Source organism: Bradyrhizobium sp. SPXBL-04 (genome assembly GCF_051853035.1).
Taxonomy (GTDB): Bacteria; Pseudomonadota; Alphaproteobacteria; order Rhizobiales; family Xanthobacteraceae; genus Bradyrhizobium; species Bradyrhizobium zhanjiangense.
In genome coordinates this window covers 7,114,751-7,129,537 of the sequence record NZ_CP182472.1, presented here as the reverse complement: position 1 = coordinate 7,129,537, position 14,787 = coordinate 7,114,751, and the positions used below count along the sequence as shown (strand labels likewise).

General features: G+C 65.5%; 11 protein-coding genes. 6 read left to right on the top strand and 5 right to left on the bottom strand.

Annotated elements, in window-relative coordinates; translation table 11 throughout:
* Positions 1-17 precede the first annotated feature (17 nt).
* Positions 18-1,499, bottom strand: coding sequence for a caspase family protein (locus ACNJX8_RS34040; protein WP_439358284.1), 1,482 nt, complete (start codon positions 1,497-1,499; stop codon positions 18-20).
* 144 nt (positions 1,500-1,643) lie between these two features.
* On the bottom strand, positions 1,644-2,564 hold the full coding sequence (locus ACNJX8_RS34035) for a LysR family transcriptional regulator (protein WP_439358283.1): 921 nt from the start codon (positions 2,562-2,564) through the stop codon (positions 1,644-1,646).
* Between the two features lie 97 nt (positions 2,565-2,661).
* On the opposite strand from ACNJX8_RS34035, the gene ACNJX8_RS34030 reads away from it, so the two are divergent.
* Together ACNJX8_RS34030 and ACNJX8_RS34025 are read left to right on the top strand one after the other, a co-directional pair.
* Positions 2,662-3,105: a DoxX family protein gene (locus ACNJX8_RS34030; protein WP_128937731.1), complete on the top strand. Its 444-nt coding sequence runs from the start codon at positions 2,662-2,664 to the stop codon at positions 3,103-3,105.
* Between the two features lie 167 nt (positions 3,106-3,272).
* Entirely contained in the window at positions 3,273-4,250 is a 978-nt protein-coding gene (locus ACNJX8_RS34025) for a hydroxyacid dehydrogenase (protein ID WP_439358282.1), read from the top strand.
* A gap of 6 nt (positions 4,251-4,256) precedes the next feature.
* On the opposite strand, the gene ACNJX8_RS34020 is transcribed toward ACNJX8_RS34025, so the two are convergent.
* A complete protein-coding gene (locus ACNJX8_RS34020) occupies positions 4,257-5,423 on the bottom strand; it encodes an ABC transporter substrate-binding protein (protein ID WP_439358281.1) in 1,167 nt (388 codons plus the stop codon).
* 330 nt (positions 5,424-5,753) lie between these two features.
* On the opposite strand from ACNJX8_RS34020, the gene ACNJX8_RS34015 reads away from it, so the two are divergent.
* From ACNJX8_RS34015 to ACNJX8_RS34005, 3 genes are all read left to right on the top strand, one after another.
* Entirely contained in the window at positions 5,754-8,144 is a 2,391-nt protein-coding gene (locus tag ACNJX8_RS34015; protein ID WP_439358280.1) for a bifunctional diguanylate cyclase/phosphodiesterase, read from the top strand.
* 138 nt (positions 8,145-8,282) lie between these two features.
* Positions 8,283-9,581: an MFS transporter gene (locus tag ACNJX8_RS34010; RefSeq protein WP_128937570.1), complete on the top strand. Its 1,299-nt coding sequence runs from the start codon at positions 8,283-8,285 to the stop codon at positions 9,579-9,581.
* A 159-nt stretch (positions 9,582-9,740) separates the two neighbouring features.
* Positions 9,741-12,326 carry an EAL domain-containing protein gene (locus ACNJX8_RS34005; protein ID WP_439358279.1) on the top strand — a complete coding sequence of 862 codons (2,586 nt, stop codon included), beginning with the start codon at positions 9,741-9,743 and terminating at the stop codon, positions 12,324-12,326.
* 30 nt (positions 12,327-12,356) lie between these two features.
* On the opposite strand, the gene ACNJX8_RS34000 is transcribed toward ACNJX8_RS34005, so the two are convergent.
* Both ACNJX8_RS34000 and ACNJX8_RS33995 read right to left on the bottom strand, forming a co-directional pair.
* Positions 12,357-13,160: an isocitrate lyase/PEP mutase family protein gene (locus tag ACNJX8_RS34000; RefSeq protein WP_439358278.1), complete on the bottom strand. Its 804-nt coding sequence runs from the start codon at positions 13,158-13,160 to the stop codon at positions 12,357-12,359.
* Positions 13,161-13,187: 27 nt separating this feature from the next.
* Positions 13,188-14,084: an alpha/beta fold hydrolase gene (locus tag ACNJX8_RS33995; protein ID WP_439358277.1), complete on the bottom strand. Its 897-nt coding sequence runs from the start codon at positions 14,082-14,084 to the stop codon at positions 13,188-13,190.
* Positions 14,085-14,140: 56 nt separating this feature from the next.
* Here ACNJX8_RS33995 and ACNJX8_RS33990 point away from each other — a divergent pair, with 56 nt between their 5' ends.
* Positions 14,141-14,695, top strand: coding sequence for a MarR family winged helix-turn-helix transcriptional regulator (locus ACNJX8_RS33990; protein ID WP_439358276.1), 555 nt, complete (start codon positions 14,141-14,143; stop codon positions 14,693-14,695).
* The last annotated feature ends 92 nt before the right edge of the window (positions 14,696-14,787 follow it).

The window sequence follows — 14,787 nt, the reverse complement described above, 5'->3', positions numbered from 1 at the left end:
GTTTGTACCGGACCGGCTTAATATCTGCGGTCGTCGCCGCGATAGTGATCTCCGCCGCGGCCGCCCAGTCCCATGCCGATCCCGATTCCGATGCCGATGCCCTGCATCACGGCGCCGGGCGGCGGCCCCGGGGGCGGCGCGCGCTCGTAGACCACTTCCTCGGGCGGAGGGGCGGGCCGGCGCTTCGGCGGCGTCTCGACCACCTTGCGCTTCGGCGGCGTGTCGTCGACGCGCTTCTTGATGATGGGCGCGACGCTCGGATTGACCGGCGTTGCCGGTGCCGAGGGCGTCGAGCACGGGCAGGTCGGCGCCATCGCGACGGCGACCGGGGCTGGCGTCGCTGCGGCGGCAACGGGCAGGCCATAGTTGCGGTTCTGGACGCGGAGCAGCAGCCTGCGCGCGGTCGCGGCGAGATCGCTGTTGTCCCAGTTCACAAGATAAGCTTCGAACGAGGCGCGGGTGTTGATCGAGACCGCGCGCTCCCAGGCCAGCATCTGCCGTCGCCGCTCCAGCACGGTGCGCAGGCGCGGCGTGCGGGCGTCCTGTGCGTAGAGCTCGATATAGGCCTGATAGGCCGGCACCGTGTCCTCGGTGATCACGAGCTCATAGGCGACCTTGGCAGGCTTGCCCTGCAATTCCTTGCGCCAATCCTCGACGCTGCGCGTGGCACTGGCGAGCGCCATCGAATCTGCGCCTGGAAGGGGAGACGGCTGGCCGCTGCTCTCGCCGAAGAACTTGAAGTCGGTGGTGAGCGACGAGCTTTCCCAGGGGATCTGCCGCCCGTCGGTCGATTGCGCCACCGCGACGCGGATGCGCTTGAACACCTCCTCGATCGGCAGATTGGGCTGCTTGGCGATGGTCAGCGCGGCCGTGGTGTAGGGGCTGTCGATGCCATTGCCGTCCTCGGCTTCGGCACCGGGCGAGGTCGAATAGGAGATGAAGGAGCCGGGCGCGCCGGCCTTGGTATCGACGATCGCAAGCCCATGGCCGGCGCCGCTGAGCGCGGGGAATGGATTGTTGCGGCAGGCATCGAGCATGAAGATGCGCGCCCGCGTCGGCAGCGCGCCGAGCGTGTTGAGCAGATCGTTCAGCCGCACGCCCTGGAGCGGAATGTCGGCCTCGCGCTTGGGATCGAGATCGACGGGCACGAGATAGTTCTCGCCGTCGATCTGCAGGCCGTGGCCGGCATAGAACACCAAAGCGACGGTATCGGCACCGCTGGCGCCGACCTTGCCGGCGAAATCCGAGATCGCCGCGCGCATCTCGTTCTGCGCCAGATTGGCCGCCGTGGTGACGGTGAAGCCGGCATTGCCGAGCAGCTCCGTCATGCCCTTGGCGTCGTTGGCGGCGTTGGGCAGTTCCGGCACTGTGCGATAGGCGGATTGGCCGATCACGAGCGCGAGCCGCGCTTCGGCGGCGGCGTCGCTCGGCGTCATCACCTGTGCGAGCGCAAGAAAACCGGATGCAAGCAGCAAATTGGAAAAGGCTGGACGGCGCATGGTGTCACCTCCATCGGCAATGCGCACGATGATGGCACCTTTTCTAAGTCCCTGCCATGACACTGTATGTGCGCTGGCTCACGTTGGGCGTGCGACAAATCGGGCAGTGGGTCTGCCGGAGCTGGCGCGTCCGGCCGTGCGCCGTCATGGCAGTCCGCGATCCCAGGGTGTCACAGGCGCAAAGCGCGCGGCGAGAAAGTCGATGAAGGCGCGCACCTTGGCCGGCGGGCGGCGGTCGGGCAGGTAGACCGCATGCACTGCGGAAGTCTGGATCTCCGGCTGGTCGAGCGCGAGTGCGACGAGCGCGCCGCTGCGAAGATCGTCGGCGATGATGAAGGTGGGTTGTCGCGCGAGGCCAAGGCCGGCCAGCGTCGCCGCGCGCAGCGCATCGCCATTGTTGGCACGCAAGGTGCCGCTGACCTGGACGCGGATCTCGCCCTCGACGCCGAACAGCCATTCCGCCGCGCTCGCCTGCTGCGAGAGCGTGTAGCCGAGGCAATTATGTCCGGCGAGGTCGGCGACGGTGCGCGGCGTGCCGTGCTTGGCAAGATAGGAAGGTGCGGCACAGACCACGAGGCGGTTCGGCGCGAGCTTTCGGGCCACCATGCTGGAGTCGCGCAAGCTGCCGATGCGGATCGCGAGGTCCCAACCTTCCTCGGCGAGGTCGACGAGGCGGTCGTTGAGACCGAGCTCGACGGTGACCTCGGTATGGGCTGCCGAAAACTCCGCGATCAGCGGCGCAATCTGCCTTGTGCCGAACACGACGGGGACGTTGACGCGCAGCAGCCCGCGCGGCTCGACGCGTTCGCGTGCGATCGCGGCGTCGGCGGCCTCCATGTCGGCGAGAATGCGCTCGGCAGATTCAAGATAGCTCCGTCCGGCCTCGGTGATGGAGAGCCGCCGCGTGGTGCGGTGGAACAGTTTTGTGCCGAGCCGCGCCTCCAGCGAGGCGACATGCTTGGTCACCATGGTCTGCGACAGGCCCATGGCCCGGGCCGCGCCGGAGAGGCTGCCGACTGCGGCGACCTTGGCGAAGACTTCCAGGCTGGCCAGGCGGTCGAGCAAAACCTATCTCACTCTGTCGGTGTGAAGTATATTCCGAAAATAGCAGATTATCATCGACATGAGAATAGATCATGTTGCCCCGCAAAGGAGACCTAACATGATCGATTCCCGTACCGCCCCTTACGCCGCGCTGGTGCTGCGCGTGACCCTGGGCGCCCTGTTCCTCGCCCACGCCAGCCTGAAGCTCTTTGTCTTCACCCCGGCTGGCACCGCAAAGTTCTTCGGCAGCCTCGGCTTCCCGCCCGAGCTCGCCTATCTCATCATGACCGTGGAAGTCCTCAGCGGCGTCGCGTTGATCCTCGGCGTCCGGACCCGCTATGCGGCGCTGGCCGGAATCCCGATCCTGCTCGGCGCGATCTTCTCGGTGCACGGCGCGGCCGGCTTCTTCTTCACCAATCCGAAGGGCGGCTGGGAATTCCCCGCCTTCTGGGCGATCGCGCTCGCGGCGCAGGCCCTGCTCGGCGACGGCGCCTACGCGCTGCGTCCCTCGCGTGACGTCGAAGCGGCCGGCGGCCAACTCAGCGGCGCGCATTCGCGCTGATATCGGCCATCGTTGAAACGCGGGAGCTGCGGGATCACGATCCCGCGGCTCTTTTTGTTGCGCGGGTTATCTGGGCCGGTTGATGCTATGTCTGCTCGTCATTGCCTTCGTGCCGTGGCTCTCGACCGTGCTGCCGCGCGCGTTCGGCTATTGAAGGAGTCTTGCCCTTGAAAGTCCTGCTGGCCCACACGCCGGAGATGCGGCGGAACTATTATGGCGATCGCAGCCTGAACGGCCTGCGCGCCGCCGCCGAGGTGATCCTGCACGAGGGCGACGAGCCGCTGGACGCAGCCGGCCTCGTGCGTGCGGCCAAGGATGCCGACATCATCGTCGCCGACCGCATGACCGAGGGGCGCGGCGAGATCTTTGCGCAGCTGCCGCGCCTGCGTGCCTTCGTCCGCTGCGCCGTCGACATTCGTAACGTCAATGTCGAAGCGGCCTCAGAGGCCGGCGTGCTGGTGACTCGTGCCGGCCCCGGCTTCGTGCAGGCGGTGGCCGAGCTCGCGCTCGGCTTCATGGTCGATCTCTCCCGCGGCGTGTCGCGCACCACAGCCGACTATCAGGCCGGCCGCAAGCCGGAGGCGCGGATGGGCCGCCAGCTCGCCGGCAGCCGCATTGGCATCATCGGCTATGGCAGCATCGGGCGCTATCTCGCCGAGGTGGCAAAGGTGCTGCGCATGGAGGTGCTGGTCGCCGATCCCTTCGCGACCGCCAGCGACGGCGCGATCCGGCAGGTCTCTCTCGACGAGCTCCTCGCCGCATCGGACTACGTCGTCTGCCTCGCCATCGCCAACGAGCAGACCGAGAACCTGATTGGGGAAGCGGCACTGGCGCGGATGCAGAAGCACGCCGTCTTCATCAATCTCTCGCGCGGCAATCTCGTTGACGAGGCGGCACTCGCGCGGGCATTGCTCGAGCATCGTATCGCCGGCGCGGCCATGGATGTCGGTCGCGCGCCCGACCAGATGCCGACACCGGAGCTCGCAAAGCTGCCGAACGTGATAGCCACGCCGCATGTCGGCGGCTTGACCCCGCAGGCGATCGAATATCAGTCGCTGGAAACGGTGCGTCAGGTCGAGGCGGTCGTCAAAGGCGAGATCCCGCAAGGCGCCGTCAACGCCGACCGCTGGACGCGGCGGCCTTGATCCGCGCTAAAGCCGATCCACGGCCTTGAACGACCCGTCCTTCTGAATCACCGTCAAATATACCTTCGGCGGCGCGTCGATCATGCGCGTGCCGACGGTGACGATGCTGCCGCTGATGTCGAAGCGGCCGACGTCGTTGATGGCGCGCAAGAGGCTCGCGCGCGTCGGGTTCGGTCCGGCCGCTTCCAGCGCGGCGGCCGCGAGGCGGCCGGAGAGATAGCCTTCGAGCGACACGAAATCGGGCGTCAGCGCGGGGTCGAATGCTGTCTGGGCCGCCTGGTAGTCGCCGACGAGCCGCAAGGAGCGATCCCAGGGAGACGGCACGACCTGCGAGACGATGACGCCTTCGCCCTCGGGGCCGAGCTCCTTCGCGAGCGCATTGGCGCCGACGAAGGAGATGTTGACGAAGGTCGGACGAGCGCCGCTGCGGTGCGCGAGCTTGATGAACTCGGCACAGGGACCATAGGTCCCGACCATGACGATGGCTTCGGGGTCGGCACGCTTGATCATGCGCCAGGCCTGAGCAACCGCGCGGGTGTTGCGCTCGAAGGTGCCTTCGGCGGCGAGCTCGAGGCCGCGCCTGGCGAGCGCGCGCTTCACGCCGGTCAGACCGTCACGGCCGAAGGAATCATCCTGATAGAAGATGCCAATGCGGGTGAACTTGCGATCCTCGGTGAGGTGCTTGATCCAGGCTTCGGCTTCCGCGCCGTAGCTCGCGCGGATGTTGACGACGTTTGCAAGTTCGAAATCGCGCAGGAATTCGGCGCCGGTGAACGGGCCGATGAAGGGTACGTTCCTGACGCTGGTGATGGGAATCGTCGCCATTGCAGTCGGCGTGCCCACCGCGCCGATCAGCGCGAACACCTTGTCGTCCTCGATCAGCCGCAGCGTCTGCGCCACAGAGCGGTCGGGGTCGTAGCCGTCGTCGCGGCTGATCAATTGCAGCTTGCGGCCGTGCACGCCGCCTTTGGCGTTGATCTCGGTGAACGCCGCGACGATGCCTTGCCGCATGCGCTGTCCGAGCGCGGAAGAGGGACCCTCGAGCGCGGCGGCCTGGCCGAACAGGATCGCATCCGCGCTGACGCCGGCCTCGTCGGCTTTGGCCGCGAGCATGGTTGCGGCCAAAAGCGCGATGGTCAGGACGACGCATGGCGCCGATCGAAATCGATACATCGGGGAGGTCTTGCCGGATGAACGGAGAAGCTCGGCGAAGCATATCCCGGCAGCCTGAATAGCTCGCTAATTGGGCGATGTACCGGCGGACCGTACTACTCCGGGTAAAACCGGCAAGTTACTTCCACAATGCCGCGCCATTGGCGCACTTCATTAACTAAGCCACGCAATGCACAACGGCCCGGTTCCGAAATTGTGCAGTTCTTAACCGCGTCCTTGTTCCGATAGTGGTTCCGGCACCTCAACCAGAGGTTCGGTGCGTCGCGAAGAGGGGACGGGGGCGGTTTCAGGATGGGCGACCGCGATCAGAACGATCAGGATCGAAAACGCATGACCGGACGGTGGCGTGCCGCGGCGCTGCTCGGGCTGTATCGTCCTGCGCTCGTCGCGGTCGGCGTCGGTGTCTTGTTCTCGCTGGTCGGCGCGGCCGCCGTGGCGCGATGGGAGGACCGCGTCAACAAGATCGAGTTCGAGAACGCGGCCGAAACCGAAGTGATCGTCATGCAGAACGGCATGAACGAGTATATCTCCAGGCTCGTCGCGCTGCGCACGCTGTTCGAGTCCACCAACGAGGAAATCACCCGCAGCGAGTTCGAGACCTTCAGCGCCCGGCTGTTCGAGCGCCATCCCGGCATCCTGCGCATCGCCTGGCTGCCGCGCGTCAACCGCAAGGAGCGCGCCGACTACGAGGCCGCTGCGATCACCGACGGCGTGTCCGGCTATCGCATCAAGTCGCTCCAGGGCAAAGGCTTTGCGACCGCACCGCAGAGCGACGAGTATTTTCCGGTGTTCTACTCGACCCAGCCGAAGACGTCCTCGGTCTACGGCATGGATTATTCGACGGTGCCGGAGCGCCGCGCAGTCCTGGAACGCGCGCGCGACAACGATCGGTTGGCTGCCATTCGCACCCGCCTCTACGAGCCGAAGGAGGGCGGCCAGCTGCCCGACGTCCTCGTCGCCATTCCCGTCTACGCCAAGGGAACCTCGCGCGAGACGGTCGCGGACCGCCGCCGCAATCTCGCCGGCTTCGTCGTCGGCATCTTCGATCTGCCGCTGCTGATCCAGACCATTCGCGTGACGACCGGAGCAAGCCCCGCCATCAGCGTGAATGTCTATCCGCCCTTCACGGGGCAGATCGTCAGCCTGGAGCAAACGCAGCCAGATTATTCGTCGGCTGCAAAGGCGCCGCAGTCGATGCGCGATGTCGCACGCACCCTGCACTGGTCGGGCACTCTCAAGATCGGGGATACCGATTGGCAGGTGCGCGCCATGCCGTCAGCGGGCGGTTCACTGGAGACGTCCTACGATCGCGCCGCCGCAGTCCTCATCGTCGGCATGCTGCTGACGTTGTCGCTGTCGACCTATCTCATGCTCGCCAGCCGCAATTCACGCCGGCTGTCGGTTGCGAACCGGCGGGTGCTCGAGCTCGCCCAGACCGACATTCTGACCGGCCTGCCGAACCGCGCCTTCTTCCTCGCCCGGCTCGACGAGCTCAATGGCCGATTGAAGGACGATGGCCCGACCTTCTCCATTCTGATGCTCGACCTCGACCGCTTCAAGAACGTCAACGATTCCCTCGGTCACGGTGCCGGCGATGCACTGCTGCGCCAGGTGGCGCAGCGGCTGAAATCCGCGGTGCGGGCGAGCGACGTGCTGGCGCGGCTCGGCGGCGACGAATTCGCCATCATCCAGGAGCGGTGTCAGGATCAGCGCGCCTGCTCGACCGAATTGGCGGGACGGATCGCCAAGCTGGTGGCCGAACCCTTCCTGCTGCCCGGGCATCGCGTCGAGATCGGCACCAGCATCGGCATCGCGATCGCGCCCGATCACGGTAGCGATCAGGAACAGCTGTTGAAGAAAGCGGACCTCGCGCTCTATCGCTCGAAATCGGCGGGCCGCAACTGCTTTACCATCTATGACGAGGCGATGTCGGCCGAGCTCGAGGCGCGCAACACGCTGGAAGGCGACTTGCGCGACGCCATCGCGCAGTGTCAGCTCGAGGTGCACTACCAGCCGTTCGTCGATGCTCTCAGCGGCGCGCGGCGCGGCTTCGAGGCGCTGGTGCGCTGGCGGCATCCGACGCGCGGACTGATCCCGCCGGACCAGTTCATTTCGCTCGCCGAGGAGACCGGACTGATCGTGCCGCTCGGCGAATTCGTGCTGCGCCGCGCCTGCGCTGACGCCGCCAACTGGCCGCCCGATCTGATGGTTGCCGTGAACCTGTCGCCGATCCAGTTCAAGGAGGCGGAGCTGTTCGAGATGATCTCGGCGGCGCTCGCAGATTCCGGTCTGCCGCCGCAGCGGCTGGAGATCGAGATCACGGAATCCGTGCTGCTGGAGCGCGGCACCGAGAACCACGCCTTCATGGAGCGGCTGAAGCATCTCGGCATCGAGCTCGCGCTCGACGATTTCGGCACCGGCTATTCCTCGCTCAGCTATCTGACTGCGTTCCCGTTCGACAAGATCAAGATCGACAAGTCGTTCATTCGCAACCTCACGCATCAGCCGCGCAGCTCCGCCATCATCTCCTCGATCGTCACGCTGGCGCGCGGGCTGGACATGTCGGTCACCGCGGAAGGCGTCGAGACCCGCGAGGAGTTCGAGCGGCTGAAGGCGCTCGGCATCAATTTTGCGCAAGGCTATCTGTTCGGCCGTCCGCAGCCGATCGAGCGGATCCTGTTCGACGCGCCCGCCAAGCGCTCACGGCGCGACGCCGCCTGAGCGCGCGCCTCGAAGGATGGACGCAGGGCCGCTCTCAAATGCGACCGCGCTGTCGCTCAGCGGGCATGCATGAAAAGCGCTTGACCCGGATTTCCCGAGATGGTCCCAAGGACCGTCCAGGGATGAAATAAAAATAACATGCGGCTTCCATTCTTCTACGGCTGGGTCGTGGTCGCCGTGACCTTCGTCACCATGGCCATTGGCGTCAACGCACGCACCGCCTTTTCATTGTTCTTTCCGCCCATCATCTCCGAATTCGGCTGGGAGCGCGGCATCACCGCGGGCGCCTTCTCGTTCGGCTTCGTGGCGTCGGGCGTGGTCAGCCCGCTGATCGGCCGCCTGATGGACCGCGCCGGCCCGCGCGCGGTGATGGAGCTCGGTGTGGTGCTGATGGGTGGAGGCCTGCTGCTCGCACCGCTCACGAGCTCGCCCTGGCATCTCTATGTCACCATCGGCGTCATGGTCGGCGCCGGCTCGGTGTGTCTCGGCTATTCCGGCCAGTCGCTGTTTTTGCCGAACTGGTTCATCCGCAAACGCGGCTTCGCCATCGGCATCGCGTTTGCCGGCGTCGGCATCGGCTCGGTGACGTTGCTGCCATGGGTGCAGCACATGATCGAGCAGACCGGCTGGCGCACCGCCTGCACCGCGATGGGACTGCTCGTCGTGATCGTGCTGGCGCCGATCAATCTGCTGCTGCGCAAGCGCCCCGAGGACGTCGGCCTTCAGCCGGACGGCGATGCTGCTCCGGCCGCGGGAGCGGCAAAGCCCGTCTCCAACGTCGTCGATCCCGTCTGGGCCCATACCGAGTGGACGCTGAAGCGCGCCGTCGCAACTGCACGATTCTGGTGGATCGCGCTCGGCTATTTCTGCGGCCTGTACATCTGGTACGCGGTGCAGGTGCACCAGACCAAATTCCTGCTCGACATCGGTTTCAGCCCTGGCGTCGCCGTGTGGGCGCTCGGCATCGTCAGCCTGCTCGGCATTCCCGGCCAGATTCTGCTCGGCCATGTCTCCGACCGGATCGGGCGGGAATGGGTGTGGGCGATCAGCTGTGCGGGTTTTGCAATCTGCTTCGCGGCGCTGATGGCGCTGAAGTTCCAGCCGTCATTGTGGCTGGTCTACATCATGGTGTTCACGCAAGGCGCGCTCGGCTACGGCCTCACCTCGATCATGGGCGCCGTGGTGTTCGAGATTTTTCAGGGAAGGCACCAGGGCAGCATTTTTGGCACGATCATGCTGGCCGCGCTGGCGGGCGGTGCCGCCGGTCCGTGGGTGACCGGCTTTCTCTACGATCGCGCCGGCGACTACACGCTCGCCTTCGGAATCGCCATGATCGTGAGCGGATTGTCGGCGCTTTCGATCTGGCAGGCCGCGCCGCGCAAGGTGCGGGCCGTGGCCGGCCGGCTGCACGAGCTTCAGAGCGAAACAGGTGCGTGACAGGTTCCTCATGCACCGCATTGCCGTCGTCTCCTTGGCGGAACGTTAAGCACGTCGCGTCTTGGTGGGACGCGACCGGATGCAAAAAAGATATTGCACACCACCGGAGCGTTAGCGTCGGTTGATTGCCGCTCCTTCCGATACCCTCCGGTTCCAACGATGTCTGCCTCCGATTGCCTAGTGACCAAAATGCCGGACGTACTATTGGCTGCGCTCGAACGCGCCGACGATGCCATCATCATCGTCGACAGCGCGCGTCGCATCACGCATTTCAACGCCGGTGCGGAGCGGATCTGGAAGCTTGCGCGCGCTGAGGTGCTCGGCCGCGACGCCGAACTCCTCACTCTCAAATGCCTGCACGCCGACCCGATCGCGGAGTTCCGCGACGAGATCAGCCTCACGCGGCATGACGGCAGCCGGATCAGGACCGCCATCTCGCTTTCGTCCGTTGCAAACGGCGGCGTGACTCATCACGTCGTGTTCGCGCGCGACGTCACCACTGAAGCGGAACGCCGCGCGCGCATCGCGCTGCTCGACACCGTCTCGGACCAGACCAACCGCGCCGTGCTCATTACCGACACCGAGCTCGACATCCGCTACACCAATGCGGCGTTCACGTCGTTGTTCGGCTATTCAGCCGCGGAAGCTGAGGGGCGGCGCGCAACCGACCTGCTGGCCGGCCGTCACACCAACCGCAAGGCGCTGACGAGGATCGGACGGCGCCTCATCAGGGGCGGTCCGGGCGGTGAAGCCGAGGTCCTGATCTACACCAAGGACGGCGAGGAGATCTGGGTCGCCGCCCGGATTGACGCCTTTCGCGACAGGAAGGGCCGGGTCAAGCACATCTTCGCGCTGCTTGAGGACATCACCGAGACCAAGCAGCTGCGCTCGCTCCAGCAACTCATCATGGGCGCGCTCGCCGACGAGGTGCCGATCGGCGAGATCGCCGACCGGCTCTGCCGCCGCGTCGAGCAGATTGCGCCCGACGTCGTCTGTTCGCTGCTTCACGTCGATGCCGCCGGCCTGATCCATCCGCTCGGCGGCCCAAGCCTGCCCGACGATTATTCCCGCGCGCTAGACGGCGTGGCCATCGGCCCCGACGTCGGCTCCTGCGGAAGCGCCGCCTTTCACGGCGAGCCGGTGCTGGCGACCGACCTCGACACCGATCCGCGCTGGCAGCGCTACAAGGCGATGCCGCTCGCGATCGGGCTGCGTGCCTGCTGGTCGACGCCGGTCAAGGCCAAGGACGGCCGCGTCATTGCGACCTTGGCCTTCTACTATCGGGAGCCGCGCGCGCCGAGCAACTGGCACCGGCGCATCGTCGAGGCCTGCGTCAATCTCGGCGCCTTCGCGATCGAGCGCAAGGAGGCGCGCGCCGAGATCGCGCGGCTCGCCTATCACGACATCCTCACCGGGCTGCCGAACCGCGCGCAGCTGCGGCACCTGATCACCACCGCGATCGACGCCTGCCCGACCGGCAGCCATGTCGCGCTCGCCTTCCTCGACGTCGATCATTTCAAGGATGTCAACGACACGCTGGGTCATGCCGCCGGCGACGAGCTTCTGGTCCAGCTCGCGCAGCGGCTGCGCGAGCAGATCGGGCCCGAAGATATGTTGGGGCGGCTCGGCGGCGACGAATTTGTCATCCTGCTGCCGCAACGCAATGCCGAGAGCGCCGAGCGCGTCGCGGCCGGCATCACCGAAGCGCTCGCCGCGCCCTTAAAGCTTGGATCGAAGCTGATGCCGATGTCGGCCAGCATCGGCATCAGCCTCTATCCCGATCTTGCCACCGACATCGATACTTTGATGCAGCAGGCTGATGCCGCCATGTACATGGCCAAGCAGGCCGGGCGCTCGACCCATCGCCTGTTCAGCGCCGAGATGAACCTACTTGCCGAGCAGCGGCTGGCGCTGATCGCAGCGTTGCGCCGCGCCATCGCCGAGGGCGCGCTGAGCCTCAGCTACCAGCCGCAGATCCGCAGCTCTGACGGCGCCATCCACGGCGTCGAGGCGCTGGCGCGCTGGCACGATGCCGTGCTCGGCGACATCTCGCCGGCGAAGTTCATTCCGCTTGCCGAGGAGTGCGGCCTGATCGAGCGGATCGGCCTGTGGTCGGTGGGCGAGGCCTGCCGGCAGCTGGCGAGCTGGCGCCGCGCCGGACTCAGCGTTCCCAGTGTGTCGGTGAACCTGTCGCCGATCAATTTCCGCAACGTCACGCTGGCTGCGCGGCTCAAGGACATCCTCGCCGAATACGAGTTGCCGCCGAATGCCTTGATGCTCGAGATCACCGAAGGCGCGTTCATGCAGGACGGCGCTGCCGCGCTGGAGACCATGAACGCAATCCGCGAGCTCGGCGTCGGGCTCGCGGTCGATGATTTCGGCACCGGCCATTCCAGCCTCAGCCGGCTCGTGCATCTGCCGATCCGCGAATTGAAGATCGACCGCAGTTTCATGCGCGACATCGAGAACGACGCTGGCGCGCTCGCCATCGCCACCGCGGTGGTGCGCGTAGGCCAAGGCCTCGGCATGACCGTTGTCGCCGAGGGCGTCGAGACCGAGGGCCAGCGCAGGACGCTGGCCGAACTCGGCTGCGACGTCGTGCAAGGCTTCCTCTATGCCCCCGCGCTTCCCCCCGCCGCCTTCGAGCGCTGGGTTGTCGAGCACAGCGCCGAGCAGGCGAGGGCGATGCTCGGTCGATTCGACATCGCGTCAGTGGACCGCGGCGCGGCGAAGCGGTCGGCATAGAGCGTTGCTTTGGGCCGGTAATGTCCGGGCTCAGGCATTCGGTTGCAGGAACGTGCCGTATTGCCTGTTCGCGGCAACCGAGGCCGCGGCCTGTCCAATGATGCGCATCGCCGCCATCATGGGCCACGGCCCGAGGCTCACCCGCCGAACGCCGACTCGAGCAAGATCCCGGATTTCGGGAACACCTTGCGTCACCATGATGTTGACCGGCAAGGGCGTGAGTTGGACGAGCTTCTCGATGTAGGCGAGGTCGTTGAGGCCGGGTACAAAAATCCCGTCAGCGCCGGCCTCGGCATAGACCTTCGCGCGCCTGGCCGCTTCATTCAGGCATTCATCCGGCGATCCAATTTTCAGCAGGAACGGGTCGGTTCTCGCGTTGATGAAGAGATGAACTCCCAATTCTTGCGCAGTATCCCGCACCGCCTTGATCTTCGCTGCATGCTGTTCGGGACCGACGAGTTGCCGCTTTCCGCCCGATAGCCCGTCTTCGATGTTGATGCCGACGGCGCCGGCTTTCAACACCTCGCTCGCCGACTTCGCAGCGGCCTCCGGGGTGTCGCCATATCCTGCCTCCAGATCGATCGAGACCGGAACCGACACGGACGCGGTGATCCGCGACACCAGACCTGTGACCATGTCGAGCGGGACATTTTCTCCGTCCGCATACCCGAGCGCAGACGCGACCGCCCCGCTGCTGGTCGCTATCGCCGGAGAGGTCTTTGCAATCGTTTTGGCGGTGGCGGCGTCCCAGGCGTTGAACAGAACGAGCGGATCCCCCTTCCTGTGAAGCCCGCGAAACGTCTCGGCGTATTGCTGCTGTGTCTTGGCGTCCATCGTGCTCACTCCAATGAAAATGTGCATTCAGTCGGGTGCGTGCGTCCTGAACCAGTCCATGATCAGACCGGTGACTTCGGCCTCACGCTCGAGGTGCGGGAAGTGGCCGACATCGGGCAGGACAATCCGCTGGTGCGGCCCCTTGAAGAGCGGCTCCTCCTTCAAGGAGTACCTCGCTGTCGGATCGTTGCTGCCATAGATCGTCAGCGTCGGCGTATGCATCTCGTTGATGGGCAGCCGGCCGGCATGTCCTGCATCGGTCAGGCCCCCGTAGTATTTGAGCGCCGCCGCCATGGTGCCGGGAGAGCTGAGCGTCTGCTTGATCGAACGGAGATGCTCGACATCGTCGAATGTCGGTGACCACAGCTTCCAGAGGTAGTCGACGAAGGGGAGTCCTTCGATGTTCACCGCCGACTCGGCGCCGGGCATCTGGAAAAAATAGACATGGAAGATGGATCGGACGAGGTCCGGATCCCTCCTGATGCTTGAAAATGTGATCGGGTGTGCGGTGTTCATGACCACGGCGGCTTTGATCGCCGACGGCGCCGTGGCCAGTGCCTGAAAGGTCGAAGTGCCGCCCCAATCCATGCCGACGACCCGTGCTTGTCCGTCGTCGCTCAGCGCCGCGATGAGCGCTTCGAGATCCTGGCCGAGTGCGATGGGATCGAACACTCCGTCGGCAGGGATCTCGGTCGGCGCATAGCCCCGCAAGAACGGCGAGACGGCCCGATAGCCCGCATCCGCGAAGACCTGCAATTGCTTCCGATAGGACCAGGCGTTGTCGGGAAAGCCATGCATGAACATGACGAGCGGTCCGCTCCCCTGTTCGAGATAGGCGAACCGCAAGCCATTGGCGTGCACGTGTTTCAGGACGGGTTCACTGCCGGTGTTCGGCTTTGCAGCTGCGGTGGCTCGGGCATTCATCGCCATTCTCCATGTCATCGTCTGCGCTTGACCAAATATGTGCGTAGCGCACATGTTTGGTCAAGTTGTTTTTTGTGCGCAGCGCACATATTGTTCGACTCATGGAAACCGGAATCGCGAATTTACTGGGAGCGCTTTCGCTCGCCGTCATGGATCGTATCGAGCAGGGCGCGCGCGAGGTCATAGGCCGCGGCGGTGAGACGCCCGCGGCACTCGTCGTGATCGGCTACGGCCAGGGCATGACCAACGACAAGCTCCGGCGGATCCTTGGCCTGTCGCATTCCGGAACCGTCCGTCTGGTCGACCGTCTGGTTTCGGATCGGCTGGTCGAACGCAGGCCGGGAAAGGACGGCCGCGAGATCGCCTTGTACCTGACGGCCACGGGCGCGGCGGCACGGAATGATCTGATGGCGTCCCGGATTTCGGCCGTTGCGTCACTCCTGGATGTGTTGTCGCCGGCTGAAACCAAACGGCTGGGAACGCTGATCCATGACCTGCTGGCAAGGCAGGACACCTCCGAGATGGACCGCTTCACGATCTGCCGCAGGTGCGACGACAGGGTGTGCACCAATTGCCCGTTGCCAACGAACAAGAGCAAGCGCGACCGCTAGCGCAAGGCGGCGCACGCGGCGGCCGCGAGCTGAAGCCTACTTCGCGGGCACCTCGCTGGTGGCGAAGATCGTAAATAGTATGATGTATGCAA

Coding starts and splice junctions, on each gene's coding strand:
- ACNJX8_RS34040 (WP_439358284.1), bottom strand. CDS start 1,499: ATGCGCCGTCCAGCCTTTTCCAATTTGCTGCTTGCATCCGGTTTTCTT.
- ACNJX8_RS34000 (WP_439358278.1), bottom strand. CDS start 13,160: ATGGACGCCAAGACACAGCAGCAATACGCCGAGACGTTTCGCGGGCTT.
- ACNJX8_RS34010 (WP_128937570.1), top strand. CDS start 8,283: ATGCGGCTTCCATTCTTCTACGGCTGGGTCGTGGTCGCCGTGACCTTC.
- ACNJX8_RS33995 (WP_439358277.1), bottom strand. CDS start 14,084: ATGAATGCCCGAGCCACCGCAGCTGCAAAGCCGAACACCGGCAGTGAA.
- ACNJX8_RS34005 (WP_439358279.1), top strand. CDS start 9,741: ATGTCTGCCTCCGATTGCCTAGTGACCAAAATGCCGGACGTACTATTG.
- ACNJX8_RS34015 (WP_439358280.1), top strand. CDS start 5,754: ATGACCGGACGGTGGCGTGCCGCGGCGCTGCTCGGGCTGTATCGTCCT.
- ACNJX8_RS34020 (WP_439358281.1), bottom strand. CDS start 5,423: ATGTATCGATTTCGATCGGCGCCATGCGTCGTCCTGACCATCGCGCTT.
- ACNJX8_RS34030 (WP_128937731.1), top strand. CDS start 2,662: ATGATCGATTCCCGTACCGCCCCTTACGCCGCGCTGGTGCTGCGCGTG.